The sequence below is a fragment of the Acinetobacter sp. RW6 genome, from assembly GCF_041956835.1.
In the GTDB taxonomy this organism is placed as follows: domain Bacteria; phylum Pseudomonadota; class Gammaproteobacteria; order Pseudomonadales; family Moraxellaceae; genus Acinetobacter; species Acinetobacter calcoaceticus.
Genome location: NZ_CP167121.1, coordinates 1,656,520 through 1,680,864, shown reverse-complemented (window position 1 = coordinate 1,680,864; position 24,345 = coordinate 1,656,520). Strand labels below are relative to the sequence as shown.

General features: G+C 38.3%; 27 protein-coding genes. 22 read left to right on the top strand and 5 right to left on the bottom strand.

What is annotated here, in order from left to right:
• Window positions 1-335 precede the first annotated feature (335 nt).
• From ACB088_RS07860 to ACB088_RS07850, 3 genes are read right to left on the bottom strand one after another with little or no spacing between them, the layout of a single operon-like run.
• The gene (locus ACB088_RS07860) at window positions 336-1,499 is read right to left on the bottom strand and encodes a JmjC domain-containing protein (RefSeq protein WP_375038549.1); all 1,164 of its coding nucleotides are present in this window, start codon (window positions 1,497-1,499) and stop codon (window positions 336-338) included.
• A gap of 31 nt (window positions 1,500-1,530) precedes the next feature.
• Window positions 1,531-2,124, bottom strand: a complete 594-nt coding sequence (locus tag ACB088_RS07855; protein WP_375038548.1) for a Maf family protein — start codon at window positions 2,122-2,124, stop codon at window positions 1,531-1,533.
• Window positions 2,124-2,507: a DUF2237 family protein gene (locus ACB088_RS07850; RefSeq protein ID WP_003651438.1), complete on the bottom strand. Its 384-nt coding sequence runs from the start codon at window positions 2,505-2,507 to the stop codon at window positions 2,124-2,126. The genes ACB088_RS07855 and ACB088_RS07850 overlap by 1 nt, the downstream gene beginning before the upstream one ends.
• Before the next feature lie 138 nt (window positions 2,508-2,645).
• Here ACB088_RS07850 and ACB088_RS07845 point away from each other — a divergent pair, with 138 nt between their 5' ends.
• The 3 genes from ACB088_RS07845 (at window position 2,646) to fba (ending at window position 5,363) form a co-directional block, all read left to right on the top strand.
• On the top strand, window positions 2,646-3,833 hold the full coding sequence (locus tag ACB088_RS07845; protein ID WP_209733437.1) for a phosphoglycerate kinase: 1,188 nt from the start codon (window positions 2,646-2,648) through the stop codon (window positions 3,831-3,833).
• A 125-nt stretch (window positions 3,834-3,958) separates the two neighbouring features.
• Window positions 3,959-4,204 (top strand): hypothetical protein, encoded by a 246-nt coding sequence (locus ACB088_RS07840; RefSeq protein WP_005041128.1) that lies wholly within the window; start codon window positions 3,959-3,961, stop codon window positions 4,202-4,204.
• A 121-nt stretch (window positions 4,205-4,325) separates the two neighbouring features.
• On the top strand, window positions 4,326-5,363 hold the full coding sequence (fba, locus tag ACB088_RS07835) for a class II fructose-bisphosphate aldolase (RefSeq protein ID WP_375038547.1): 1,038 nt from the start codon (window positions 4,326-4,328) through the stop codon (window positions 5,361-5,363).
• Between the two features lie 118 nt (window positions 5,364-5,481).
• Here the strand turns inward: fba and ACB088_RS07830 are convergent, their stop codons facing one another.
• Together ACB088_RS07830 and ACB088_RS07825 are read right to left on the bottom strand one after the other, a co-directional pair.
• Entirely contained in the window at window positions 5,482-6,792 is a 1,311-nt protein-coding gene (locus tag ACB088_RS07830; protein WP_375038546.1) for a peptidylprolyl isomerase, read from the bottom strand.
• Entirely contained in the window at window positions 6,792-9,233 is a 2,442-nt protein-coding gene (locus tag ACB088_RS07825) for an LPS-assembly protein LptD (RefSeq protein ID WP_375038545.1), read from the bottom strand. The genes ACB088_RS07830 and ACB088_RS07825 overlap by 1 nt, the downstream gene beginning before the upstream one ends.
• 120 nt (window positions 9,234-9,353) lie before the next feature.
• On the opposite strand from ACB088_RS07825, the gene ACB088_RS07820 reads away from it, so the two are divergent.
• The 19 genes from ACB088_RS07820 (at window position 9,354) to ACB088_RS07730 (ending at window position 24,302) form a co-directional block, all read left to right on the top strand.
• Window positions 9,354-10,367, top strand: coding sequence for an aminoglycoside phosphotransferase family protein (locus ACB088_RS07820; protein ID WP_375038544.1), 1,014 nt, complete (start codon window positions 9,354-9,356; stop codon window positions 10,365-10,367).
• A complete protein-coding gene (murU, locus tag ACB088_RS07815) occupies window positions 10,367-11,056 on the top strand; it encodes an N-acetylmuramate alpha-1-phosphate uridylyltransferase MurU (protein ID WP_307010054.1) in 690 nt (229 codons plus the stop codon). The genes ACB088_RS07820 and murU overlap by 1 nt, the downstream gene beginning before the upstream one ends.
• A gap of 87 nt (window positions 11,057-11,143) precedes the next feature.
• Window positions 11,144-11,776 (top strand): 16S rRNA (guanine(527)-N(7))-methyltransferase RsmG, encoded by a 633-nt coding sequence (gene rsmG / locus ACB088_RS07810; protein ID WP_003651451.1) that lies wholly within the window; start codon window positions 11,144-11,146, stop codon window positions 11,774-11,776.
• A gap of 21 nt (window positions 11,777-11,797) precedes the next feature.
• A complete protein-coding gene (locus tag ACB088_RS07805) occupies window positions 11,798-12,580 on the top strand; it encodes a ParA family protein (RefSeq protein WP_003651453.1) in 783 nt (260 codons plus the stop codon).
• Entirely contained in the window at window positions 12,577-13,464 is an 888-nt protein-coding gene (locus tag ACB088_RS07800) for a ParB/RepB/Spo0J family partition protein (protein WP_375038543.1), read from the top strand. Before ACB088_RS07805 ends, ACB088_RS07800 begins: the two co-directional genes overlap by 4 nt.
• Before the next feature lie 50 nt (window positions 13,465-13,514).
• Window positions 13,515-14,150, top strand: coding sequence for a MotA/TolQ/ExbB proton channel family protein (locus ACB088_RS07795; RefSeq protein ID WP_375038542.1), 636 nt, complete (start codon window positions 13,515-13,517; stop codon window positions 14,148-14,150).
• 14 nt (window positions 14,151-14,164) lie between these two features.
• Window positions 14,165-14,593 (top strand): biopolymer transporter ExbD, encoded by a 429-nt coding sequence (locus ACB088_RS07790; RefSeq protein WP_307010047.1) that lies wholly within the window; start codon window positions 14,165-14,167, stop codon window positions 14,591-14,593.
• Entirely contained in the window at window positions 14,590-16,317 is a 1,728-nt protein-coding gene (msbA, locus tag ACB088_RS07785) for a lipid A export permease/ATP-binding protein MsbA (protein ID WP_375038541.1), read from the top strand. Before ACB088_RS07790 ends, msbA begins: the two co-directional genes overlap by 4 nt.
• Before the next feature lie 2 nt (window positions 16,318-16,319).
• The gene (gene lpxK / locus ACB088_RS07780; RefSeq protein ID WP_375038540.1) at window positions 16,320-17,330 is read left to right on the top strand and encodes a tetraacyldisaccharide 4'-kinase; all 1,011 of its coding nucleotides are present in this window, start codon (window positions 16,320-16,322) and stop codon (window positions 17,328-17,330) included.
• Between the two features lie 9 nt (window positions 17,331-17,339).
• Window positions 17,340-18,101 carry a 3-deoxy-manno-octulosonate cytidylyltransferase gene (kdsB, locus tag ACB088_RS07775; protein ID WP_375038539.1) on the top strand — a complete coding sequence of 254 codons (762 nt, stop codon included), beginning with the start codon at window positions 17,340-17,342 and terminating at the stop codon, window positions 18,099-18,101.
• A gap of 13 nt (window positions 18,102-18,114) precedes the next feature.
• Window positions 18,115-19,095, top strand: coding sequence for a DNA polymerase III subunit delta' (locus tag ACB088_RS07770; protein WP_307010039.1), 981 nt, complete (start codon window positions 18,115-18,117; stop codon window positions 19,093-19,095).
• Between the two features lie 10 nt (window positions 19,096-19,105).
• Entirely contained in the window at window positions 19,106-19,447 is a 342-nt protein-coding gene (locus tag ACB088_RS07765; RefSeq protein WP_003651467.1) for a PilZ domain-containing protein, read from the top strand.
• A gap of 17 nt (window positions 19,448-19,464) precedes the next feature.
• Window positions 19,465-20,238, top strand: a complete 774-nt coding sequence (locus tag ACB088_RS07760) for a TatD family hydrolase (protein ID WP_375038538.1) — start codon at window positions 19,465-19,467, stop codon at window positions 20,236-20,238.
• Window positions 20,239-20,274: 36 nt separating this feature from the next.
• Window positions 20,275-20,883 (top strand): TetR/AcrR family transcriptional regulator, encoded by a 609-nt coding sequence (locus ACB088_RS07755; RefSeq protein WP_004642629.1) that lies wholly within the window; start codon window positions 20,275-20,277, stop codon window positions 20,881-20,883.
• A 9-nt stretch (window positions 20,884-20,892) separates the two neighbouring features.
• On the top strand, window positions 20,893-21,447 hold the full coding sequence (locus ACB088_RS07750) for a type II secretion system protein (protein ID WP_309950561.1): 555 nt from the start codon (window positions 20,893-20,895) through the stop codon (window positions 21,445-21,447).
• A complete protein-coding gene (gene gspI, locus ACB088_RS07745) occupies window positions 21,437-21,817 on the top strand; it encodes a type II secretion system minor pseudopilin GspI (RefSeq protein WP_375038536.1) in 381 nt (126 codons plus the stop codon). Before ACB088_RS07750 ends, gspI begins: the two co-directional genes overlap by 11 nt.
• Window positions 21,817-22,518, top strand: a complete 702-nt coding sequence (gene gspJ, locus ACB088_RS07740) for a type II secretion system minor pseudopilin GspJ (protein WP_375038535.1) — start codon at window positions 21,817-21,819, stop codon at window positions 22,516-22,518. The genes gspI and gspJ overlap by 1 nt, the downstream gene beginning before the upstream one ends.
• A complete protein-coding gene (gene gspK, locus ACB088_RS07735; RefSeq protein ID WP_375038534.1) occupies window positions 22,518-23,477 on the top strand; it encodes a type II secretion system minor pseudopilin GspK in 960 nt (319 codons plus the stop codon). The genes gspJ and gspK overlap by 1 nt, the downstream gene beginning before the upstream one ends.
• A 228-nt stretch (window positions 23,478-23,705) precedes the next feature.
• Complete coding sequence (locus ACB088_RS07730; RefSeq protein WP_003651480.1) at window positions 23,706-24,302, top strand: 6-carboxytetrahydropterin synthase; 597 nt, start codon at window positions 23,706-23,708, stop codon at window positions 24,300-24,302.
• Window positions 24,303-24,345: the final 43 nt, after the last annotated feature.

Genomic DNA, 24,345 nt, shown 5'->3' with positions numbered 1-24,345 from the left:
GAACTGTGATCTGTATTAATGAAAATCTGGATATTTAATTTTACAAGGTATTGTTTGTTATTGATAGAAAAAAGATATTATTTTTTTAAACTGTAACGTTTAAATTTTAAGGAAAAAGTAAGTAAGAAATATGTCGTTTTTTAATCATGAAGCTTTTCTATTTTTAATTCTCATTTCAAGATTTTTTCAAAGTTTAATAATCTTAACCACGCATTATTTAAGATTTTTTTAGATAAATTTAACGAATAATAATTGAATGTATTTTTGAGTTTGCTTGCTAATTTAAAAAGTAGGTTTTTCCACTTTCATGAAAAAACCTACTTTTATTAAAACATTTACTCTGCAGGGGGTAAAAGCATCAGAATAGATTCATTTAATAAGTGAGCAACGTTTTCTAGTGTTTCGTCATCATTAAATTGGCTATCAAATGGCAGGCTCTCTCCATTGGCAATCGCTTTTAATTTTTGCTCAAAGTGTTCAGCTATAAATAGAACTTCACCATTTCCCCAAAAGTTTAGGGTTCCGTTTTGTTCTGTATAAAGTAGTCGAGAGGCTGGCTCTAAAAGAACTTCGTATCCTTCGTGTAAAATTTCTTTCAAGTCATCGGCTTCGATTTCATCAGCTTCTGGAATATTATCTGGATATTTAGGTTCACTCATATAAGACATGATAGCGGCGTCAAGTACTGATGAATCTTTTAATTGAGCTAAAACTAAGTCTTTTAAGTGGCTCAGTTCAGTTACATTAATTTCACCAATTTGCCCTATCTGTTTGCGTGCAATGTCTACAACAGGATTTTGCAATAAAGTATTAGCTGAAAATTGATCACTAATACGTTCCATCATTCCTGCAACGTTTGGCATACGAAAGCCAAATGAGAAAGTTAAGCAATCATCTTCGGCAACGCCATAATGTGCCATTCTAGGCGGAACATACAGTAAATCACCTGGTGCTAGAACTTCATCAAATTGTACGTCTATTTCTGGTAAAAGTTTTAATGGTTGATTAGGTACAAATGCAGTATTTACATCGCACATTTGTCCTAATTGCCAGCGTCTGTGTCCGTGACCTTGAACTAAAAACACATCATAAAAATCAAAATGTTTTCCAACTGAACCGCCTTTAGGTGCATAAGACACCATAATATCATCACGGCGCCATTGAGGAATAAAAGGAAATTTTTTCCAAAGCTCAGAAAGATCAAAAGAGTAGTGGTCTACCGCCTGTACTAAAAGCGTCCATAATTTTGGTAGCTTTTGAAAGTCTCCTTTAGTTAGAGGTGAAGACTTGACATGCCATTCATTTGGATTTCTATCTTTTTGGCGAATGAGTCGGGCACTCGCATGTTCTTCCAAAGCAAGTTCTTGCACATCTTGCGGTTCTAAAAGACCTACAATCTCTGGCAATCCGTTACGTACCAGCAAAGGTTTTTTCTGCCAATATTCTGCTAAGAATTGTTCGGCAGTAATACCGCCTAAAACTGCTAAAGGTTCTGTCATGGAAATAACCTATTTATAAAAACATCTAAAATTAAGGAATTTGTAGGCCAAGCTGCCTTAAAATATGGCAAAGTTGAATCATGGGTAAACCCATAAGAGTCGTCTGGTCTTGGCCTGTCATTTTTTCGAACAAACTAATTCCTAAACTTTCACACTTAAAGCTACCAGCACAATGGAGTGGTTGATCTAATGCAATATATCGTTCAATTTCAGCTTGATTCAAGCTTCGGAATTTAACTTGATAATGTTCAACAAGCGTTTGTTCAAAATTCCTGTCAAGCCATTGCACACTGAGTGCGGTACTAAAGTAGACAGTTCGACCTGAGTTTTCTGCTAACTGTAATGTGGCATTTTCAATGGTCATCGGTTTACCAATAAAGTCATTGGGAGCATGTTCTCGCCATGCGACTTGATCAGAACCAATAATAATTGCATGTGGGTTTTGTGCAGCAATTACTTGGGCTTTTGTGAAAGCCAACCTTTTTGCAAGTTCATCTGCATGGATCTCATCCCGAGGGCTCTCATCAATATCTGGACTAACACAGATATAGTTAATCCCTAAGCGATCCATTAAGGCTTTGCGTGTTTGACTGCTTGATGCCAAAATAATTTGTGGCTGTACCATTACACTGCAAATTCCATTAAAACATCTAAAGGCACATAGCTTAATACAGCTTGATGACATGCATGTATTTTAATGGGAGGGGCTTGACCTGCTTGATAAGCTTCTACCCAACGAGTTACACAGATACACCAGAAATCACCGGGCTTTAGGCCTGGGAAATCTACTTCTGGTAAAGGGGTAATAAGATCATTCCCAATTTTTTGTGAAAAATTTAAGAAATCAGAGGTCATTTGCGCACATACAGTATGCTGACCAAGGTCTGTGACTGCTGTGTGGCAAAAGCCATTTCTAAAATAGCCAGTAATAGGGTCGAAACAACAACTTGCTAAAGGTTCCCCTAAAACATTTAAACGATTGATTTGTGGATCTGGATGAATAGACATAATGGATGAAATATCAAATGACTATCTCTATCATAATCAAAACTGGGGCTTTCTACAGCTTTTATGCAAAAAAACTAACCTTTTTTGATGTAATCATTTAAAATTGGCGCGTTTTTAAAATCATAAAGAGAGCTTTACATGAATTTTCAGCGTATGACTGACCTTAACTTAACAGGTAAACGTGTCCTTATTCGTGAAGATTTAAACGTTCCTGTCAAGAATGGTGTGATTACTAGCGATGCTCGCTTGCGCGCAGCATTACCAACTATTAAAGCTGCTTTAGAAAAAGGTGCAGCTGTGATGGTGTTTTCGCATCTAGGTCGTCCTGTTGAAGGTGAACCAAAGCCAGAACAATCACTTGCTCCAGTTGCTGCTTATTTAACAGAAGTATTGGGCCAAGACGTTAAATTGTTAACAGATTACCTAGATGGCGTAGAAGTTGAAGCTGGTCAAGTCGTACTGCTTGAGAATGTGCGCTTTAACCATGGTGAAAAGAAAAATAATCAAGATCTTGCACAAAAATATGCTGCATTATGCGATGTATTTGTTATGGATGCATTTGGTACTGCTCACCGTGCGGAAGCATCTACTGAAGGTGTAGCTCGTTTTGCTCCTGTTGCAGCAGCTGGTCCTTTATTGGCAGCTGAATTAGATGCACTTGGCCGTGCAATGCAAACTCCTGAAAAACCGATGGTTGCAATTGTTGCTGGTTCAAAAGTTTCAACTAAACTTGATGTTTTAAACTCACTTTCTAGTATTTGTGATCAACTTATCGTTGGTGGCGGTATTGCAAATACATTCTTGGCAGCTGCTGGTTTTAATGTTGGTAAATCATTATACGAAGCTGACTTGGTTGAAACTGCAAAACAGATTGCTGCGAAAGTAAGTGTTCCGCTGCCTACGGATGTTGTAGTTGCTGATGCTTCGCAAATTAATTTTGAAGATTTCTTAGGTTCGTTAGCAGCAGCGCAAGCCGTTGTGAAGAAAGTAGAAGATGTAACATCAAACGATATGATTTTAGATGTTGGTCCGGAAACAGCTAAAGCATTTGCAAATATTTTAACAACATCAAAAACGATTCTTTGGAATGGTCCTGTAGGCGTATTTGAAGTTGATCAGTTTGGTGAAGGTACTAAAGCACTTTCTCTTGCTGTTGCACAATCTGCTGGTTTCTCGATTGCTGGTGGCGGAGATACTCTAGCCGCGATTGATAAATATAACGTTGCTGATCAAATTGGTTATATTTCTACAGGTGGTGGTGCATTCCTTGAGTTTGTTGAAGGGAAGACTTTGCCAGCAGTCGCTGTTTTACTTGAGCGTGCTTAATACTGTTATCTAAAAAATAAGAAGGGATTGGGTTACCAATCCCTTCTTTCATGGATAGGTCATTAAACTGTCATATATCTGCAATATAATAGCGAGCATTAAATCACCAACTGTGGACAATAGTGATGAATTTAAAGCTTACATTTGCTGCTTTGTTAATTGTACCGATGATGTTGACTGCTTGTGCTAAGAAAGATGAAGCATCTCAGGCTGGACAAGAATCGGCAGCTTCTACTGCTGTTTCTGAAAAAGTAACACCTGAGCAACAAGCAGCAATTGATGCGATTGATAAGCCAGTTTTAGATGAAAAGAATACCGATGTGGTTGAAGGTAGTGCACCAAGTGAGGCTGCTGCTTCAGAAACACATTAATTTGTTGTTTTTTGTTAAAAAATCCCTGCATATGCGGGGATTTTTTTTGAAATACTGTGATTTGTTGCTGAATTGAAATAAATGAAAGGGTAGAATAACCCGCACTACCTGGGAGGATATTATGGCACTCATTTCAATGCGCCAGCTCTTGGATCACGCTGCTGAACATAACTACGGCGTACCAGCATTTAACGTAAATAACTTAGAACAAATGCGCGCAATCATGCTTGCCGCGGATGCAACCAATTCACCTGTAATTGTTCAAGCATCAGCTGGAGCTCGCAAATATGCAGGCGCTCCATTCTTACGCCATCTTATTTTGGCTGCAATTGAAGAATGGCCACATATTCCAGTGGTAATGCACCAAGACCATGGTACAAGCCCTGATATCTGTCAGCGTTCAATTCAGCTTGGCTTTAGCTCAGTGATGATGGACGGTTCATTAGGTGTAGATGGTAAAACACCTACATCTTACGAATACAATGTTGATGTAACTCGTAATGTTGTTGCTTTAGCACATGCATGTGGTGTTTCTGTCGAAGGTGAGATTGGCTGTTTAGGTAGCCTTGAAACTGGTATGGCTGGTGAAGAAGATGGTGTGGGTGCTGAAGGTGTACTTGACCATTCTCAACTTCTAACTTCTGTTGAAGAAGCGACTCAGTTCGTTGCTGATACAAATGTTGATGCGCTAGCAATTGCAGTAGGTACTTCACACGGTGCGTATAAATTTACGCGTCCACCTACAGGCGATATCTTGGCAATTGACCGCATTAAAGAAATTCATGCGGCATTACCAAATACTCACCTTGTAATGCATGGTTCGAGTTCTGTTCCGCAAGAATGGTTAAAGGTAATCAATGAGTTCGGCGGTAATATTGGCGAAACTTATGGTGTGCCTGTTGAGCAGCTTGTAGAAGCAATCAAACACGGTGTACGTAAAATCAACATTGATACTGATTTACGTTTAGCTTCAACTGGTGCGATTCGTCAATTTTTGGCTGAGAATCCATCTGAGTTTGATCCACGCAAATACTTTGCTAAAACAGTTGATACAATGAAGCAAATTTGTATCGATCGTTATGAAGCGTTTGGTACAGCTGGAAATGCTGACAAGATCCACCCAATTTCTTTAGAGAAAATGGTTGATCGTTATAAATAATTCCCGTTAGGGTTTAATTTATAGAAACCGGTTATTTATATAACCGGTTTTTTATTAGTTAAATTTTATTCATAAAAAAACCTGCGATGAACACAGGTTTTGATGACGATAAAAGAACTTATTTCTGTAAGTTCTTTTTGTCTAGACTTGGATCTTTGATTTCTACATATGCATTTGCACGCACTTCACGTAACCAGCTATCGATTTCGGTGTTAAATTGACGTTCACCTAAAATTTGACGTGCCATACGCTCTTGATATTCATGAGTCATATCTTTTTCACGTTTTTCAGTTACTTGTAAGATATGCCAGCCGAATTGAGTCTGGAACGGTTCACTGATTTCACCTACAGGAATTTCCTGCATTTTTTTATCAAATTCAGGCACCATCATGCCAGGAGTTACCCAACCTAAGCTACCGCCATCACGCGCTGAACCTGTATCATTTGAATAGGTAGCTGCAAGTGTTGAAAAATCATCGCCAGCTTTTAAGCGTTTATAGATGTTGTCAATAATTTGCTTGGCATTTTCAAGGCTAACCACTTCAGAAGGTTGAATGAGAATATGGCGAGTTTGAAATTGAGGTACTAATGCTTTTTGCTCATTTTGTTTACGTTCAATAAGCTTTAAAACATGTACACCATCACGTACTGAAATTAAGTCAGTTGTTTGGCCGTCTTGCAATGGAGTAATACGTGCTGCAAGTTCAGCAGGGATATCTGAAAGTGGACGGAATCCCATGTCAGCCCCTTCAACTTTTACATTTGTTGTTGAAAGCTTTTTCAATACGTTGATGTCATTGCTTTGCGTAAGCTTTGAGCGTACTTCTTGAGCTACAGTTTGCACTTCTTGTGGATTGTCGCCAGCAATACGCATATGAATTACACGTACTTGATTACCTAGCGCTGCTTGACCTTGAGGTGATTTTAAGAAGTTTTCTACATCTTGATCACTAATTTTAATACGAGACATGACTTGTTGTTGGCGCAAACGGCTAATCGCTAAATCCTCAGCGATTCGACCACGTAAACTTTCATAAGTCCCTGGCGCCATAGCATCTAACTTTTGCTGGAAGGCTTGTAAACTTTTAGTTCCAGATTGACTTGCTACTTTTAGTACAGCTTCATTTAAGCTTTTTTCATCAGGCTTAATACCATATTTTTTAACTTGCTCAAGTTGTGCCTGACGCAAGATTAATTGATCTAACACCTGAAATTGTAAATATTGCGGAGGTGGTACCTCTTTTTTTTGTGCTTGTAGTTCGTGGGCAGCTTCGGCCATCCCTTGTTGAAGATCGCTTTTTAAAATAACGCTATTGTCCACAATTGCCACAACTTCATCAGCTGGTTGGGCAAAACTATGCATTGATGAAGAGATTAGGGCAGCAAGTGTTGTTGCTTTAAAAAACTGTTTAAGATGCTTTGTCTTCATTAACGTTGTGTCCAAGATTGATTAATTTTGTTAAAACCTAAAACGCGATTTTCAAGTAAAGACGCGAGTTTATTGTTTAAACCGCCTAAACCTTTTAGTGTAATTTCGGCCATAATGGCGCGTTTTTCACTAACATCTGAAGTTTTTGGATCATCTAGGTCGTTGTAGTATGAGCGGCCATAGACTGAAATACCCCAGCAACATGACTCATAATTAACCCCTAATAAAATCTCACGGGCAACATCATTATCCATGTCGTATTGTACGTGCCCCATAATACGCCAATTGTCTTTAACTGGTTGTATAAACGATGCAACAACTTGATCGTAAGTAGCTTGACGTCCTTCAATGTTTTTGCGATAGAAATAGCCTAAGTTATATAGGTTTCCTTTATCTCCAGTATAATAAACCTGAAAATCGCGCTGAGCATTATCACCATTCGACATCCATGCTGAGTTAGCAGCAATCGTGAAGTTTTGGTTTAACTGGCTTGATATGCTAACGACTGGACCAGTGTTACTTTCAGTATCACTTTCATCTTGTTGTTGCGTCAAAGTGACACGACGGTCTTCAAAATAATAACTTTGACCAACACTTGCACGTAAACGCTCTAAGCCTACTGTGTCAAAAAGGCTATAGCTTACGCCAAGTGATAGAAAGTTGTTGTCTTCAAGACGGTCATGTCCGTAGAAGCGGTAAGGGTTAAATAATTGATCGTAACTTACTGATGCTGAAGTTGAGTCAAAGTTTGGAGAACTGTCTTGGTTTTTGTATGGAGCATATGCATAAAATGCACGAGGGGTGAGCGTTTGTAAATACTTGCCCTCACGTTCAAAATTTAGTCCAGTGTCTAAAGTAAATTGAGGTACAACTACTGATTTATTTTCAGAACCGCCATCTAGACCTCGAGAATCGATACTGTCCTTATCATAGAATGTTTGAATAGAGCGTACTGAAACTTCAGGGATTATAAATGCTGCTGGTGTGCGGTAGTTATAACGCGTAGCAAACTGGTTGTAGATACGTGTACCACTACTTTCTTGAGCAGAATCATCATTAATCGATTTCTTGAAATAGGCTGTATCGTTATTAAATTCGTATTGTAAACCTAGTGGATTCCCAGTGACATAATTTAATAAGAACTGTGGTAAACGGGCATAAGGTTTATCTGCGTCTGCAATTTCTGGGTCAAGCGTTTGGAAGTCTTCAACTTTAAGCTGAGCTTTTAAACCCGGAATACCATGTTGGTAGTTAAGTTCCCATGCTCTACGTAAGTTTAGGTCTGTTTTAGAGTTAGGGCTGCTATCTAAATCTGAAAAATAGTCTTTATCTGAAGCGTAGTTATATTCGAGATTAGTTGACCATTGATCGTTGATATCCCAGTTATGTAAGAAATGGAAATCTTTACGATCTTTGTCATCGTATTCTTTGTCAGATGGCAAAATGCCACCCCACATTTCACCCGCACCAAAACCATCGGTTAAGTATCGAAAGTCACCTTTTAGCATTGCACCACGGTCTGCTAAATAACGCGGAGTCAGTGTCAGATCATAGTTAGGTGCAAGGTTTAAATAAACTGGAACAGAAAGCTCAATACCACCATCGTTTGAGAAACCAAACTGTGGGTTGAGAATACCTGTAGTTCGGCGATCATCAATCGGGAAGTTAAAGTAAGGAACTGCTAGAACAGGAACGTCTTTAACATACAGTTTTGTCCCGCGAGTTACACCACGCCCAGTTTCCTGATTTAACTCGATTTTATTTGCCTGAATTTTCCAACCCGGTTTTTGGCCTGGTGGGCAAGTCGTATAGGTTGCATCGTTAAGAACCATGACATTTGGCGATGTTCTTTCGATTTTCCCTGCATGACCATGGGCATGTTGTTGTTCAGAAATATAAAAACTATTTTCTAAATTACCAGTCTGGTTTTTTAGGTTGTAATTAATTTCGTCACTCTGTGAAAGTAATCCGCCTTGAGCGAGTTGTACTCGGCCTTGTGCATGTGCAAAGGTTTGGGTCTTATCAATCGTAACCTTGTCAGCACGAACCGTGCGTCCTTCCTGATCAATAACGACGTCGCCTTCTAAAACAGAGTCACCGGCAGGATTATAATGTCCATAGTTAGCCGTAACGACAGAAGTCGTTTTGTCGGCATCTAGAGCTTTGGTCTCAGGGTTAATCGGTGTAACCCATGTACCCTGGCAAAATGCCGAGCTTAAATATTTATTGTCACGAAGCTGTGCCTCAGGTGCTGATTTATCAACATAATACTGTTGAAAGAATTCTTGACCCGGGTAGGCTTCTTTGATGCTCGCTTTAAGTTGATTATTGTCTATATTGGAGACAACATCAGCTGACTCAGCATAACTTGATTGTATGGAGCCACATAAGAGCGTAAAAATAGCTGTCGCTAAAGGATTAAATTTAAACTGATGCTTCATTGTCTCATTAACCAAGTATGCTAATTCACAATTAATTATTGTCGCATCATAGAGAAAAAGTTTATAAGTGGCTACACTTAACCCTTCAAAAATCTCAGCTTGTTTTAGATTTTATTGCAAATGAATACACAACGTGAACAATTGATATATACATGGCTTACATCTGTTCTTGAAAATGATCAATTTAAGATCGCTTTTTTGGCAGGTGATGCAAGCTTCCGCCGTTATGCGCGTATACAGTTACAAAATAAAACGTATATGCTCATGGATGCCCCTCCAGAAAAAGAAGACTGTGTTCCGTTTGTGACCATTGACGATTTTTTTGCAGGCCATGGTGTACGCGTCCCTCAGATCGTCGCGAAAGATTTAGCTCAAGGTTTTCTGTTATTGGAAGATTTTGGTGATGTGCTGTTGTCGACATTATTAAATGATGAAACAGTCGATAAATATTATGAACAAAGCTTTAAACAGCTGATTCATTTGCAGTCTGTGAATGGTCAGGAGCAATTTCCAGCATACTCCTATGAGAAATTGTTAACTGAAATGAAGCTGTTGACTGACTGGATGCTACCATCTTTGCAGATTACTCCGAGTGTGGAACAGCAACAGGTGATTGATGATGCTTTCGATGTGTTAGCAAAAACTGCATTGGCTCAGCCGCAAGTGATTGTACATCGTGATTTTCATAGTCGTAATTTGATGAAAATTGCAAATGAACCAGAGCTTGGAGTTATTGATTTTCAGGATGCGGTGATTGGTGCAGATACTTATGATCTAATCTCGATTACTCGTGATGCTTATGTTCAGTGGAATGCAGAGCGTGTGTATCAATGGTTTAGAGTCTTTTATGATTTATTACCTGAGTCTGCCAAACAGAATCGCAGTTTTGAGCAGTTCAAACGTGATGCAGATTTAATGGCTATTCAGCGCCATATTAAAATTCTGGGCATCTTTGTGCGTCTGTTTGAGCGCGATGGTAAATCAGGTTATTTAAAAGATTTACCACGTGTAATGTGGTATTTGATTGAAGAAAGCCGTGGTTATGCTGAACTTGATGAGTTTATGTTATTCATAAATGACATAGTTATGCCGAAGTTTATCGAGAAATATGGTAACTACGAGGTAGCAGCATAATGAAAGCAATGATTCTTGCTGCTGGCTTGGGTAATCGTATGCGTCCACTCACGCTATATACACCAAAGCCTCTGCTTGAGGTGGGTGGTAAGCCGCTCATTGTGTGGCATATTGAAAAACTTAAAAAAATTGGTGTGACTGAAATAGTCATCAATTCTGCATGGTTGGCCGACAAGCTCATCAGTAGCTTAGGGGATGGCTCTCAATTTGGTGTTGATATCCGTTGGACACGAGAGGATGAGGGTCTAGAAACAGCTGGTGGAATTATTAATGCTTTGCCACTGCTTGGAACAGATCCGTTTATTCTGGTGAATGGAGATGTATGGACCACGATGGATTTTGAAGCTCTACGCCATATTAAGTTAAATGATGATTTAGCACATCTTGTGTTGGTTGATAATCCTAAACAGCACCCTGAAGGCGACTTTACATTGTTCGATGGACGCGCTTTTACATTCGATCAAGATGTAACGGGTGAGAACCTCACTTTTAGTGGCGTGTCTGTTATCCATCCTAAGCTTTTTGATGGATTGGAACCTGGTAAACGTCCTTTAGCTCCATTGTTGAAGCAAGCGATGCAGAATCAAAAAATATCTGGTGAAAAACTTAAAGGTGCATGGGTAGATGTGGGAACGCCTGAGCGTTTAATGGAGCTAGATTTGCAAATTCGTGAAGGCTTCTACGATTAACTGTGTAATCCCTAATCGTTAACTAGTGTTCCACGATGCATAAATGGGTATACTTTGTTTTAAATTTTACTTAGATGTTATCTGTTTATGCATCCGTTTTTTCAAGAGTTACAACAGGGTAGTCAAAAATTAGGTTTATCGCTTAGCGATGAAGCTTTGGCATTATTGTTAAAGTATCAAGATGCTTTGGTACTTTGGAATAAAGCATATAATCTGACAGCAATTCGTGATCCGAAAGAAATGTTAGTGAAGCATTTGTTGGATAGTCTAAGTATTTTAAATGACTTACCTGAAGGTAGACTGCTTGATGTGGGTACAGGTGGTGGTATGCCTGGCATGATTATTGCTCTTTGTCAGCCACAACGCCAATGTGTTCTTTTAGATTCTAATGGTAAAAAAATTCGTTTTTTGAAGCAATTTATTGCTGATCTTAAATTGAGTAACGTTGTGGCAGTACAAACACGTGTTGAGAATCAAGATACAATTGATGAGCTTGGCCAGTTTGACGTCATAACAAGTCGAGCTTTTGCTTCTTTAACGGACTTTGTAGATGCGGCTCAGCCATACCTTCATCAGAGCAGTATAATCGCAGCGATGAAAGGTGTAGTGCCAGTTGAGGAAATTGAGCAGCTCAAGCAGGACTTTTCATGTAAAGTGATTGAACTGCGCGTACCAAGACTTGATGAACAACGTCATTTACTTTTACTTCAACGTATCTAAATAAAAAGTATTAAGGTTACCATGGCTCAAATTATTGCGATTGCAAACCAAAAGGGTGGTGTTGGTAAAACAACGACTGCAGTAAATCTTGCAGCGTCTCTAGCTGTATTAAAAAAACGTGTATTACTTGTAGATATGGACTCACAAGGTAATGCTACGATGGGGTCTGGTATTCAAAAGAACGATCTTTTGTATTCAATTACAGATGTTCTTCTTGGCGAAGTTCCAATTGAAACCGCCATTCAAAAAGCAGAAGTTGGATATAAAGTTCTAGGCTCTAATCGTGAGCTTTCAGGTGTAGAGCTCGCTATCGCAGAGCAAGAAGGTCGTGAATTCATTCTCAAGAATGCTTTGAATGAAATCAGAAACTCATTTGACTATATCATTGTGGATTGTGCTCCAAGCTTGAGCTTGATTACTGTCAATGCTTTGGCAGCTGTAGATAGTGTAATTATTCCAATGCAATGCGAATATTATGCGCTAGAGGGTTTGGCTGATTTAACTCAGACCATTGATCGTATTCAAAAAGCACTCAATCCCGATTTAGAAATTATCGGTGTACTGCGTACGATGTACGATGCACGAAATGCTTTAACACGTGATGTATCTGCAGAACTAGAGCAATATTTCGGCAAAAAGCTTTATGATACTGTTGTTCCACGAAATGTTCGTTTAGCAGAAGCACCAGCACATGGTTTACCTGTTATCTATTTCGAAAAAAGTTCTAAAGGTGCAGTTGCATACTTAAATCTTGCAGCTGAGATGTTAAAGAGAAGTAAAGTGAAGAAAGGAAGTAAAGTATGAGCATCAAAAAACGCGGATTGGCTAAAGGACGTGGTTTAGATGCATTACTTGGTTCAATTCAAAAAGAAAAACTACAACTTGAAGCACAGGCGTTAGACCACGGACAGTTAAAACAAGTTGATGTGAATTTACTGAAACGTGGTGAATATCAACCACGTCGTTTTATTCATGAGCATGATTTACAAGAGTTGGCGTCGTCTATTGAAAAACATGGGGTGATGCAGCCTATTGTAATCCGTCCAGTTGATGATGAAACTCATCCATTTGAAATCATTGCGGGTGAACGTCGTTGGCGTGCAGCACAAATTGCCGGCTTAACTGAAATTCCAGCAATTGTTCGAGATTTGAATGATCAGGTTGCGATTGCTTTAGCGTTAATTGAAAACATTCAGCGTCAAGATTTAAATCCAATTGATCAAGCAATCGCTTTACAGCGCTTTCATGATGAATTTGGTCTAAGTCATCAGGAAATTGCTGACACGGTTGGGAAAGCACGTACTACTGTGAGTAATTTGTTGCGATTATTGAGTTTAGCTGATGACATTAAAGATTTCATGCAGCAAGGCCAGCTTGATATGGGGCATGCTCGAGCAATTTTGACATTGAAAGGTAAAGATCAATTAGAAGTTGCTAAAATTGTAATTGAGAAAGGATTGTCAGTTCGTCAAACAGAGCAATTGGTGCGTGATAGAAGTGAGCCTAAACAGGAGAAGGAAAAAACGCCTGTAGCACCAGATATTGAGCAATTGACACAAAAATTATCAGAGCGTTTTGGCGCTAATGTAAAAATTGATCATAACCAAAAGGGTAAGGGTAAACTGGTTATTCATTATCATACCTTGGATGAGTTAGATGGCATTTTAAATATTTGTTTGCCAGAATAATTTGCAGTTGGGTCATGTATTTCTAATTTTATATTCTTGGGGAAGAACATATGTGGGAACTTGTGAGAGCGGGTGGCTGGTTGATGCTGCCTTTAATTCTATGCTCGATTTTAACTGTTGCGATCAGTATTGAACGTTTTGTTCGGTTAAGACGTTCACAAGTTCTACCCGAAGCATTAAGCGGTAAGGGCTCTTTAAGAGCTGAAGATATCGTGGAAAGTTTAGAACAAAATGTAGAAGCGCAAAGTAGCGCATTAGGACACATTTTAAAAGCAGGTTTTGAGCATCGCGAGCATGGTGAGCAATTTGCTCGTGCGCAAATGGAAGTGGCAGCTTCTCAAGAAATTTCCTATTTAGAAAAACATATTAATTTTTTGGGCACTCTAAGTGCTGTAGCACCGCTGTTAGGGTTGCTTGGTACTGTAGTGGGAATTATTGAGTCGTTTCTTGTTATTGATTTTGGATCGGCTGGCAGTCCAAGTTTAATGATTCCTGGTATCTCTAAAGCACTCATTACTACAGCTGTGGGGATGTTAATTGCAATTCCTGCTTTAATTGCTTATCGCTATTTTCAAAGAGTAGTGCAAGATTATATTGCCGAATTAGAACAGCAATCGACCTTATTTCATGCCTCATTGTTCTATAAGCGTTCTTCGTCTGTAGCTGAACACCGCCGTGTTGGTTAGGAGGTGAAAACCAGATGAAATTTAAACGTTCTCAGGTTGAAGACATTCATATCAATTTAACGCCTATGATTGACTGTTTGCTGTTCATTTTGGTTTTTTTATTGCTGTCGACCACTTTTAATCAGCCAAGTCGCATCAATCTAACATTACCAGATGCACAAGGTGTTCCACCAAAACAGTACGATCATAAAATTGAAGTCGTGGTAGACTCTGCTGGTCATTATGCTGTGAATGGTCAAGCACTTTCGTCTAAAGAGGTTGCTGATCTGAGTACTGCGATTAAGCAAGTTGCTCGAGAGCACCGTGATTTTATGTTCATCATTGCTGCGGATGCCAAAGCGTCTCATCAGGATGTAATTCGCGTTATGGATGTAGCAGGACAACTCGGTTTTGTTAACATCAATATTAGTACCAAAGTTCCTTCTAGAGGTTTTTCTGAGTGAATCAAGATTTTAAGGTTTATAAGCGTCTCATAGCCTATTTAAAACCTTATTGGGGCGCCGCCTTATTAGTACTTATCGGGTTCGGTATAAACTCAGCAACAGAAGTTTCCGTTGCTAAATTGATTAAATTTATTATTGATGCAATCCAAAACAGCAGTAGAGCAGATTTGGATTGGTTCCCGTTATTAATTATTTTATTAGTATTCTTTCGCGGCTTAGGCCTATTTATGGGCGGCTACTATACTGCGGTGATTTCACGCAGTTTGGTTTTTAGTATTCGCCAGGAAGTTTATGCGAAACTTTTAAAACTCCCAGCACAATATTACTTAGATAATTCATCTGGCCATATTACTGCCAAAATTATGTATAACGTTGAACAGCTAACAGCTGCTTCTTCTGAATCATTAAGAACCATCGTTAGGGATGGAATGATTACTATTGGACTATTAGGCTATCTGTTTTATACCAATTGGCGTCTTACTTTATGCGTTTTTGTGTTTTTGCCTGTGATTGGTGTATTGGTACGTAAAGCTTCGAAACGAATGCGAAAGCTTTCGTTACAGGTACAAGATACTATGGGTGATGTGAACCACGTTGTCCAAGAAAGTATTAATGGTAATGCTGTTGTAAAAAGTTTTGCTGGTGAAGAATCTGAACAAAAACGTTTCTATAAGTCATCGGAAGAGAACTTAAAACGCGGCTTAAAAATGGTAATTGTACAAAACCTGAATAGTCCGGTTGTTCAGGTGGTCATGGCTTGTGCTATGGCTCTTATTGTATGGTTGGCTTTACGACCTCAGATTTTAGGCACTACAAGTGCTGGTGAATTTGTAGCTTACCTTACAGCAGCTGGTCTGTTAGCAAAGCCAGTTAAAAGCTTGACTGATGTTAATGAAAAGTTACAACGTGGTTTAGCAGCAGCTCATTCTGTTTTTGAATTACTAGATTTACCTGAAGAGCAGAATAGTGGTCAACTGAAACCTAAATTAAATGGGGCAATTCGTTTTGATCATGTGACATTGAATTATGCTGATGGCGTAGCAGCTATTAAAGATTTTTCTTTGGATATTCTTCCAGGTCAAACTGTGGCATTGGTTGGTCGTTCAGGGGCAGGTAAAAGTTCATTAGTTAACATGTTGGTACGTTTTCAAGAAGTATCAAGTGGACAAATTTATTTAGATGATTTGCCAATTAATGATATTGAGCTTTCTTGTTTGCGTACGCAAATTGCAATGGTAAATCAACAAGTTATATTGTTTAACCGTACTGTTCGTGAAAACATTGCATATGGTCAGTTGGAAGGCGCATCAGATGAAAAAATCTATGCAGCGGCAAAAGCAGCATATGCACATGACTTCATTATGAATTTACCAAACGGTTATGACACTGTTTTAGGGGCACAAGGTCTAAACCTATCAGGTGGTCAGCGTCAGCGAATTGCAATTGCTCGAGCAATTTTAAAGAATGCTCCAATTTTAATTTTAGATGAAGCTACAAGTGCTCTCGATAATGAATCTGAACATTTTATTCAGCAAGCATTTGATGAAGCAATGCAAGATCGCACAACAATTGTTATTGCTCACCGGTTGTCAACAATTGAAAATGCTGATCGTATTGTAGTGATGGATCAAGGGGAAATTGTTGAGCAAGGTACTCATCAAGAACTTCTTGAAAAACATGGTGCTTATTATCAATTACATCAGCGTAATTTTGAGGATAACTAAGCATGTCATTGGCCCAGCTGATCCAGAATGCATGGAATAAGCAATCGAGTTGGTTGATTGCTTTACGTCCATTATCTTGTTTGTATCGTGCTGGGTTTCTATTAAATCGTAATTTTTATACTGCTGGTTTAAAGAAAGTCTATAAAGCCCCTGTACCTGTCATGGTGATTGGCAATATTACGGTGGGTGGCAGCGGAAAAACTCCATTATTAATACAACTGGTGAATTATCTACAACAGCATAATGTCAAAGTTGGGGTAATTAGTCGGGGGTATGGTGGTACTGGTCCTTTTCCAATGTTGGTTACTTCGGGTGCTCAAGCAACTCAGGTCGGAGATGAGCCTGCATTAATTGTTCAATCGACGAGTGTACCAATGGCGGTGGGTCCTAATAGGCAGGCTGCAATAGAGCTCTTGATTGCATCAAGACCACTAGATTTAATTATTAGTGATGATGGCTTACAGCATTGGGCTTTGGGACGACAAATCGAGTGGATTGTGCTCGATCAAAATCGTGGTTTAGGAAATCAAAAACTATTACCTGAGGGATATTTGAGAGAGCCAGTTGAGCGTTTAGAAACTGGAACAGTAATTGAACATGCGTATAAACCAACTACAGAATTAAATATGCATCTTGAGACTGGACAGCCATATTTACTTAATCCTTCGTCAAGGGCCGAACACGGTTTTAATCCTCAGAGTAATTATCATGCTGTAGTTGGTATTGGCTTTCCACAGCGCTTTTATCAAACACTTAAAGATTTAGGCCTGAAACAATTTCAAGAGCATGCGTTTCGTGACCATCATGATTACTCAATCAATGATTTAATTTTTAATGATGAACTGCCACTTATTACAACTGAAAAAGATGCAGTTAAATTATTACCATTGCTTGAAAAATATCCGGAATTTAAACAGTCTATTTGGGTTGTTCCTGTTAAAGCTATCCTGTCTGTAGAGTGTTATCAGGTTTTAAAACTGCAATTGCAAGAACTTGATATCCAATTATCTTAGGAAGAAAAAATGAAACACATCGTCATTCCAGCACGCTTCTCAAGTTCGCGTTTGCCCGGCAAGCCCTTGTTGCTTATTCATGATCGCCCTATGATTTTGCGTGTTGTGGATCAAGCAAAAAAAGTCGAGGGCTTTGATGATCTATGTGTGGCAACAGATGATGAGCGTATTGCTGAGATTTGCCGTGCAGATGGTGTGGACGTTGTGCTTACGAGTCCTGATCATCCGTCAGGAACAGACCGATTAAGCGAAGTTGCTCGTATTAAGGGGTGGGCAGCAGATGATATTATTGTGAATGTTCAGGGGGATGAACCTTTATTGCCAGCTCAACTTGTTCAACAAGTTGCAAAACTCTTGGTTGATAAACCAAATTGTTCAATGTCTACGTTGTGCGAGCCTATACATACCTTAGACGAATTTCAACGTGATAGCATTGTAAAAGTAGTCATGTCTAAGCAAAATGAAGCGTTATATTTTAGCCGGGCAACCATTCCGTACGACCGTGATGGGGCTGGGCAAGCAGCGCCAAGTTTACATAACCAAGCATTTCGCCATTTAGGTTTATATGCCTATCGAGTGAGCTTGTTGCAAGAATATGTGACCTGGGATATGGGTAAGCTTGAAAAGTTAGAAAGTCTTGAACAATTACGTGTTTTAGAAAATGGACATCGCATTGCGATTGCTGTCGCTCAAGCAAATTTACCTCCTGGTGTGGACACTCAAGCTGATCTTGATCGCTTAAATAAAATGCCTGTCGAATCTTTTGAATAAGCGTTAATTTTTAATGAATCCGAATGTAGCCTCAAAGGTTTATCCTTGGCAAAAAACAACATGGGATACCTTAACAACAAGGTTTCCCAATATTGGACATGGCCTATTATTTTATGGCAAGCAAGGCTGTGGGAAACATGCTTTTGCTAAGCATTTTTTGGCATGGGTGCTTTGCCTTAATAAGCAGCCCCATGGCGCTTGTGGTGAGTGTAGTAGTTGTCAATGGTTAAAATCAGACACTCATCCCAATTATGTCCATATCACAACAGATGAAGAAAATAAAAAGCAGAATGCAAAAATAAAAATCGAAAAGATCCGAGATTTACTGCCTTTCGTGCAACAAACTGGAGAAGGCTGGCGCGTTATTCTTATTGAGCCTGCTGAAGCTCTTAACTTGGCATCATCGAATGCGCTACTAAAAACTTTAGAAGAACCTGGTGAGCGTGTTGTTTTAATTTTATTGGCTGATCATTACCTTAAATTACCAGCCACTATTCGTAGCCGATTGCAGCATTTTGCTTTAGATCGTATTTCATATGAACAGGCTACTTCATATTTGGATGAGCATTTATCTGAACTTGCAGAAGTACAACCTGATTTATTACTTGGTCTATCTAATGATATGCCTTTGCAAGCAATAGAAATTGCAAAAAGTGATTGGTTTGCTAAACGACAGATTTTCTTAAATGACTGGCTAAAAATTGTAGCTCAAAAAAATATGCCTCTATTTTTCTCAGGAAAATGGCAAAAAGAATTAAGTTTTAATGATTTTATCGTACTTTTTGAATACTTGTTGGGAGATTTAATTTGTGTCAAGCTAAATCAGCCACAAAAAAATACTGATTTAGATTTTGATCAATTAAGTCCATATTATGATTTAGAAAGCTTATTTAATATTTATAGTGAAGTACAACAAGCAAAAAAACTTGTTGAGCAAAATGTACAAAGTCAACTTATTATAGATCAATTGTTTATAACGTTAATGAATATTTAAGGGGAAGATTATGCAACCGCAAATGGGGGGGATTATTCAGGTAAATATTCCTGATAGAGCTACTTTGCAAGCAAGCTATATGGGATATGTGCAAGGTGGAGGCCTATTTGTACCATCAAAACAAAAGGTAAAGATGGGACAAGAAATTTTCATTTTAGCTACTTTGCCTGAGCAGTCTCAAAAAATTCCTCTCACTGGTAAGGTAATTTGGATATCACACAAGCAAAGTGGATTTAAACCTCAAGGTTTTGCTATTCAATTAAGTGGAGATAAGGGAATTTACTATAAAGCTGAGGCAGAAAGAGTTTTGGCTGGTAGTATGTCTCTAGATCGTCCAAGTTATACCATGTAATCATATAGGATAGAAAAGTGTTTGTTGATACGCATTGCCATTTAACGATGTTAGATTTAACGCCTTATAACGGTGATCTGGACCTTGCGCTCGCTGCAGCGCGAGCAGAAGGAGTGTCTAAATTTATGGCAATTTCCGTTGATCTTGATGACCATATTGCACTAGCAGAAATTGCAAATAGGCATGAAGACGTTGGTTATACGATAGGTGTGCATCCTTGTGAAGATGTAGATACGATGGCACGTGCAACGACCGAGCACTTGATTGAATTAGCTCAGTCGGAAAAAGTATGGGCTCTGGGTGAGACTGGACTGGACTATTATCACAGTACAGATTTTGTTGAAGAGCAAAAGGCATGTTTTGCAAGACATATCCAAGCTTCGAAAATTGTAAAAAAACCAGTCGTCGTTCATACGCGTTCAGCAAAGCATGATACGGTAGATATTATCCGTGCTGAACATTCCACGCATGGAATTTTGCATTGTTTTACTGAAGATTGGGAAACAGCTAAGGCTGTACTGGATTGTGGTTATTACATTTCTTTTTCAGGTATTGTGTCATTTAAAAATGCACAAGACTTGCGTGATGTAGCTAAACAAGTTCCGCTAGATCGACTTTTAATTGAAACAGATAGCCCTTATTTAGCACCTGTTCCATACCGCGGTAAAACAAATGAACCAAAATATGTGCCTTATGTAGCCAAAGCGCTCAGTGATGTATATGATAAATCGGTTGAGGAAATTGCAATGATCACCTCACAAAATTTTGAGAACTTGCTAAAAGCGATTTAAGTTATAGAAACTATATAAGAGAGTAATTGCGTGAAGATGGATCGTCAGGCTCAGTTCCGAGCAAGAGAAGTATTAATATTTCAGGTTGCGGAGCAATTATTGCTAGAAAATGGCGAAGCCGGAATGACACTTGATGTCTTGGCTGCTGAGCTTGATTTAGCAAAAGGAACTTTGTACAAACACTTTCAAAGTAAAGATGAATTGTACATGCTATTGATTATTCGTAATGAACGTATGTTACTAGAAATGGTGCAAGATACTGAAAAGGCTTTTCCAGAACATTTGGCCTTTTTCATGTTGCATCATTTACATCATCCTGAGCGGACAGTTTTATTTCATCAAATTGAGGAAAAACTTTCGATTACAGCTCAAGGCGTACATCACCTTTTTAATGAACTTTATCAGGTGCGTAAACAGCGATTACGAATTATTATTCGCATGACAGATCACTATTTAGAATCTATCCAAAGCAATATGCCTACTCGAGATTATTTGGCATCTATTTGGTCATTAACTCATGGTGCAGCAGCTATTCTTAACTCAAGTTTTTACCAACGGTATTTAGGTTCAAGGGACACGTTAAGAGTGGCTTATATTGATCAGGCATTAGCCTTACCTAAACAAGCTGTTGAACAATATGCTTAATAGGTCGATATGAAATCTCAATCACCGCCTAAATCACAAAAAGGTTTTACCCTCATTGAAGTGATGGTGGTGATTGTTATTATGACGATTATGACCTCTCTAGTTGTACTCAACATCGGTGGGGTTGACCAAAAGAAAGCGATGCAAGCAAGAGAATTATTTTTGCTTGATGTACATAAAATTGGTAAAGAGTCGCTTGATCAATCTCGTGTTTTAGCTTTATCTACTCTGAGTGAGACTGACGTTTCCCCATTTTCCTATGAACTGTATGAATACCACGATCAGAGTAAATTACAGGTCCAAGATTTAAAAAACCGCTGGCAGAAATACCCAGAATTTACTACGCGCCAATTGCCTAAACATGTATATTTTACAATACAGCCTCTAGATGGGCAGAACTATTCAAAAGCTACGAATACAGATTTAGTTGGAGGGCAGGCTCCTCAGCTAATCTGGTTTGGAAATGGCGAAGCTAAAACAGTTAAAATACAGTTTTACTTTGAACAAAAACCAATTGGTTCAGAAATACAAATTGATCATTTGGGTAAAATAAATGAAATCTAAAGGCTTTACTCTATTAGAAGTAATGGTAGCTTTAGCAATTTTTGCGGTAGCTGCTGTCGCGTTAACTAAAGTGGCCATGCAATATACCCAATCTACCTCAAATGCAATTCTTAGAACAAAAGCTCAGTTTCTGGCAATGAATGAAGTAGCCTTAATGGAGATAAATCAAGAATGGCTTCAAGGCACTCAAAGTAAGCAGGTTACTTCTCAAGGGGAAACTTGGCAGATTGATAAATCAGCTGAATCTACAGTCAGCCCTAATGTTCAGAAAGTAGATTTGCAAATTAGCTTATATGATTCTGATAAAGGAAAAGTTCAAAATGGTATTACCCACTTGGTATTTTTTAATTATCCAATAAAAGCAAAATAATGATAAAAAATAAATATTTTCGCTCTCGAAGCACAGCTTCACGTCTTGCAGCACGATCGAACAGGGCTCGATTAACTCGTGCCTCAGGATTTACTTTAGTTGAGCTTTTAGTCGCAATTGCAATTTTTACTGTTTTATCTTTGTTAGGTTGGAAAATTTTTGATTATTTATTAAAAGTCCGTGATCGTAATGCTCAACATGAAGTGCAGCTATTTGAATTACAAGATGCGTATCAACAAGTTTTGCGAGATACATTACAAATTATACCCTTATCGGCAAATCAAGGGGGGCAGCTTCATCCAGCATTAGAGCTTGATAATCAAGTGCTCCATTTTAGTAAGGCTGGTGTTACTGACCCTTTAAAACAAGGTTTATCACCTTTTGAGCGTATTGAATACCGATATGATCCTGATCAAAAAAAACTTTATCGTCTTAAATATAGTAATTTAAATACTTCAAATAAAGAGCAGCCCTTATCTAGCACTTTATTGAATCAGGTTGAACAGTTTCAAATTATGGTGTTAACGCCGCAAGAAGTGACAAAGTGGCCAGAAATTAATCTTGATCCCACAAAGCCCGAAGAGTTTAGAAAGCTACCGAAAGGAATAAAAATACAACTCACGGTTGCTGGTGTAAGTTATGAGTGGATTTATAGCTTAAACCAAGGAAATTTATCGCTCTCCAAAGAAGGAGGGGCATAATGTTGCACTATAAAAAGAGCCAGCAAGGTGTAGCTTTGCTCACAATTTTGATTATGGTGGCATTGGCTACAATTTTAGCTGCCTCTATTGCAAAGCATCAAACCAATACGATGGAAAACACTGGTTATTTAATGCGTCAGAATCAGTCATTATTATATGCCAAAAGTGCAGAAGCTTTTTTTTCTGAGTTATTAATTCAAGATGCAAACAATGCAGGTGGCGTTGATCATTTAAAAGAAACATGGGCACAGCCAATGCCACCTTTTCCAATAGAAGATGGATCTGTATCAGGGCGTTTAATCGACGAGTCAGGGAAATTTAACTTAAACAATTTAACAACCAATGAAGGTAAGGTAAATGAAGCTGCCAAAAGCTGGTTTGAGCGCTTACTTGTACGTGTAGGCTTGCCAGCAGAGTTAAGTCAAGCAGTTATCGATTGGCAAGATCCAGATGAAGAACCATCTGGATCTATGGGAGCAGAAAGTAGCTATTATGAAGGCCTTGATCCTAGCTATTTAGCTTCAAATGCTAAATTTCATCGCATTGAAGAGTTGAAATTAGTAAGAGGTTTTGACGGCAAGAAATATGATTTAATTGCCCCTTATATTTCGGCATTACCCGAGAATACAAAAGTGAATATTAATACTGCTTCACCATTAGTCTTAGCGAGTATTGATGAAAAATTAGATGTAGGGGCGGTAGAAAAAGAACTTCAAATGCGCCAACAAAATTTAAAATTCTTTCAAAATGTTGATGAATTATGGCAATTGAATGCTTTTTCAACAGTCGATACCCAAAAGAGAACTGAGGTGAATAGCCTATTAGATGTAAAGTCGAGTTTTTTTCAAGCACAAATTGAGGTCATGCTTAATAATAGAAAAAGACAATTTACAAGTGCACTCATGCGTAATGATAAGCAGGTTTATGTTTATTCTAGAAATATTTCGCCATTTAACTAGTTGAAAAATGTAATTTATTTGTTTGTATCATGTTGTTGAAAAGTCATTTTTAGGAATTTCTCTAATGGACATAATAGAATAAATATAAATTTTCCATATGCTTATCTTCAATATTTCTTCACAAGTCTTATCATACTTTTCGCTAATTGTTTCTAATTGAAAAGTGGTGCGAAGTTTTTGTCTTTTGCTTTATAATAATGTTCTTAGAAGGAATGATCGATTTCGCACATGTTAATTCGCAAGTTATTTAAGTTTGAAAATGCACATGTTGTACGTAACTGTACATCGGATCGTTGTAAGCGATCAATTCATGGACATAGCTATAAAGTCGAATTATTGCTTAAAGCTTCGAAATTAGATCATGGACAAATGGTTTATGATTTTGGGCTTTTAAAAGGCGTAATAAAAGACCTTATTGACAGCTTTGATCATGCAATCTGTTTTTGGGAAAAAGATGATTCTCAATATATTGATGCTTGTCAGACTTTTAGTGCTCGCTGGATTTCTTTACCGGTTTCACCCTCAGCTGAACAGTTTTCTCGTATTTTCTTTTATCTAGCTCAGCAAGTTTTGCAATCAACAATCACTCAAAATGGGGAAGGTGATGTTGAGGTTTATTCAGTTATTGTTCATGAGACCGATACTGGATATGCTCAAAGCTTTATTGAAGATATTCAAAACGAACAAATGGGTATCTTAAGTCTTGATGGAATTGTTTTTTCAGAACAAATTCAGATAGAGTGGGCAAATCCGCAAATGTATGAAGACTTGAAAAAAGGGATGAAATTTAATAATCCTCAAGTTGATTTGCAAGTCGAAGTGTAAATCGAATTACTCTATTTGTAGAATTGAAAATTGATCTAGGATG

What these genes read in the sequence shown, in the direction of transcription:
- ACB088_RS07860 (WP_375038549.1), bottom strand. Translation starts at nt 1,499, where the DNA reads ATGACAGAACCTTTAGCAGTTTTAGGCGGTATTACTGCCGAACAATTC.
- ACB088_RS07855 (WP_375038548.1), bottom strand. Translation starts at nt 2,124, where the DNA reads ATGGTACAGCCACAAATTATTTTGGCATCAAGCAGTCAAACACGCAAA.
- ACB088_RS07850 (WP_003651438.1), bottom strand. Translation starts at nt 2,507, where the DNA reads ATGTCTATTCATCCAGATCCACAAATCAATCGTTTAAATGTTTTAGGG.
- ACB088_RS07845 (WP_209733437.1), top strand. Translation starts at nt 2,646, where the DNA reads ATGAATTTTCAGCGTATGACTGACCTTAACTTAACAGGTAAACGTGTC.
- ACB088_RS07840 (WP_005041128.1), top strand. Translation starts at nt 3,959, where the DNA reads ATGAATTTAAAGCTTACATTTGCTGCTTTGTTAATTGTACCGATGATG.
- fba (WP_375038547.1), top strand. Translation starts at nt 4,326, where the DNA reads ATGGCACTCATTTCAATGCGCCAGCTCTTGGATCACGCTGCTGAACAT.
- ACB088_RS07830 (WP_375038546.1), bottom strand. Translation starts at nt 6,792, where the DNA reads ATGAAGACAAAGCATCTTAAACAGTTTTTTAAAGCAACAACACTTGCT.
- ACB088_RS07825 (WP_375038545.1), bottom strand. Translation starts at nt 9,233, where the DNA reads ATGAAGCATCAGTTTAAATTTAATCCTTTAGCGACAGCTATTTTTACG.
- ACB088_RS07820 (WP_375038544.1), top strand. Translation starts at nt 9,354, where the DNA reads ATGAATACACAACGTGAACAATTGATATATACATGGCTTACATCTGTT.
- murU (WP_307010054.1), top strand. Translation starts at nt 10,367, where the DNA reads ATGAAAGCAATGATTCTTGCTGCTGGCTTGGGTAATCGTATGCGTCCA.
- rsmG (WP_003651451.1), top strand. Translation starts at nt 11,144, where the DNA reads ATGCATCCGTTTTTTCAAGAGTTACAACAGGGTAGTCAAAAATTAGGT.
- ACB088_RS07805 (WP_003651453.1), top strand. Translation starts at nt 11,798, where the DNA reads ATGGCTCAAATTATTGCGATTGCAAACCAAAAGGGTGGTGTTGGTAAA.
- ACB088_RS07800 (WP_375038543.1), top strand. Translation starts at nt 12,577, where the DNA reads ATGAGCATCAAAAAACGCGGATTGGCTAAAGGACGTGGTTTAGATGCA.
- ACB088_RS07795 (WP_375038542.1), top strand. Translation starts at nt 13,515, where the DNA reads ATGTGGGAACTTGTGAGAGCGGGTGGCTGGTTGATGCTGCCTTTAATT.
- ACB088_RS07790 (WP_307010047.1), top strand. Translation starts at nt 14,165, where the DNA reads ATGAAATTTAAACGTTCTCAGGTTGAAGACATTCATATCAATTTAACG.
- lpxK (WP_375038540.1), top strand. Translation starts at nt 16,320, where the DNA reads ATGTCATTGGCCCAGCTGATCCAGAATGCATGGAATAAGCAATCGAGT.
- kdsB (WP_375038539.1), top strand. Translation starts at nt 17,340, where the DNA reads ATGAAACACATCGTCATTCCAGCACGCTTCTCAAGTTCGCGTTTGCCC.
- ACB088_RS07770 (WP_307010039.1), top strand. Translation starts at nt 18,115, where the DNA reads ATGAATCCGAATGTAGCCTCAAAGGTTTATCCTTGGCAAAAAACAACA.
- ACB088_RS07765 (WP_003651467.1), top strand. Translation starts at nt 19,106, where the DNA reads ATGCAACCGCAAATGGGGGGGATTATTCAGGTAAATATTCCTGATAGA.
- ACB088_RS07755 (WP_004642629.1), top strand. Translation starts at nt 20,275, where the DNA reads ATGGATCGTCAGGCTCAGTTCCGAGCAAGAGAAGTATTAATATTTCAG.
- ACB088_RS07750 (WP_309950561.1), top strand. Translation starts at nt 20,893, where the DNA reads ATGAAATCTCAATCACCGCCTAAATCACAAAAAGGTTTTACCCTCATT.
- gspI (WP_375038536.1), top strand. Translation starts at nt 21,437, where the DNA reads ATGAAATCTAAAGGCTTTACTCTATTAGAAGTAATGGTAGCTTTAGCA.
- gspJ (WP_375038535.1), top strand. Translation starts at nt 21,817, where the DNA reads ATGATAAAAAATAAATATTTTCGCTCTCGAAGCACAGCTTCACGTCTT.
- gspK (WP_375038534.1), top strand. Translation starts at nt 22,518, where the DNA reads ATGTTGCACTATAAAAAGAGCCAGCAAGGTGTAGCTTTGCTCACAATT.
- ACB088_RS07730 (WP_003651480.1), top strand. Translation starts at nt 23,706, where the DNA reads ATGTTAATTCGCAAGTTATTTAAGTTTGAAAATGCACATGTTGTACGT.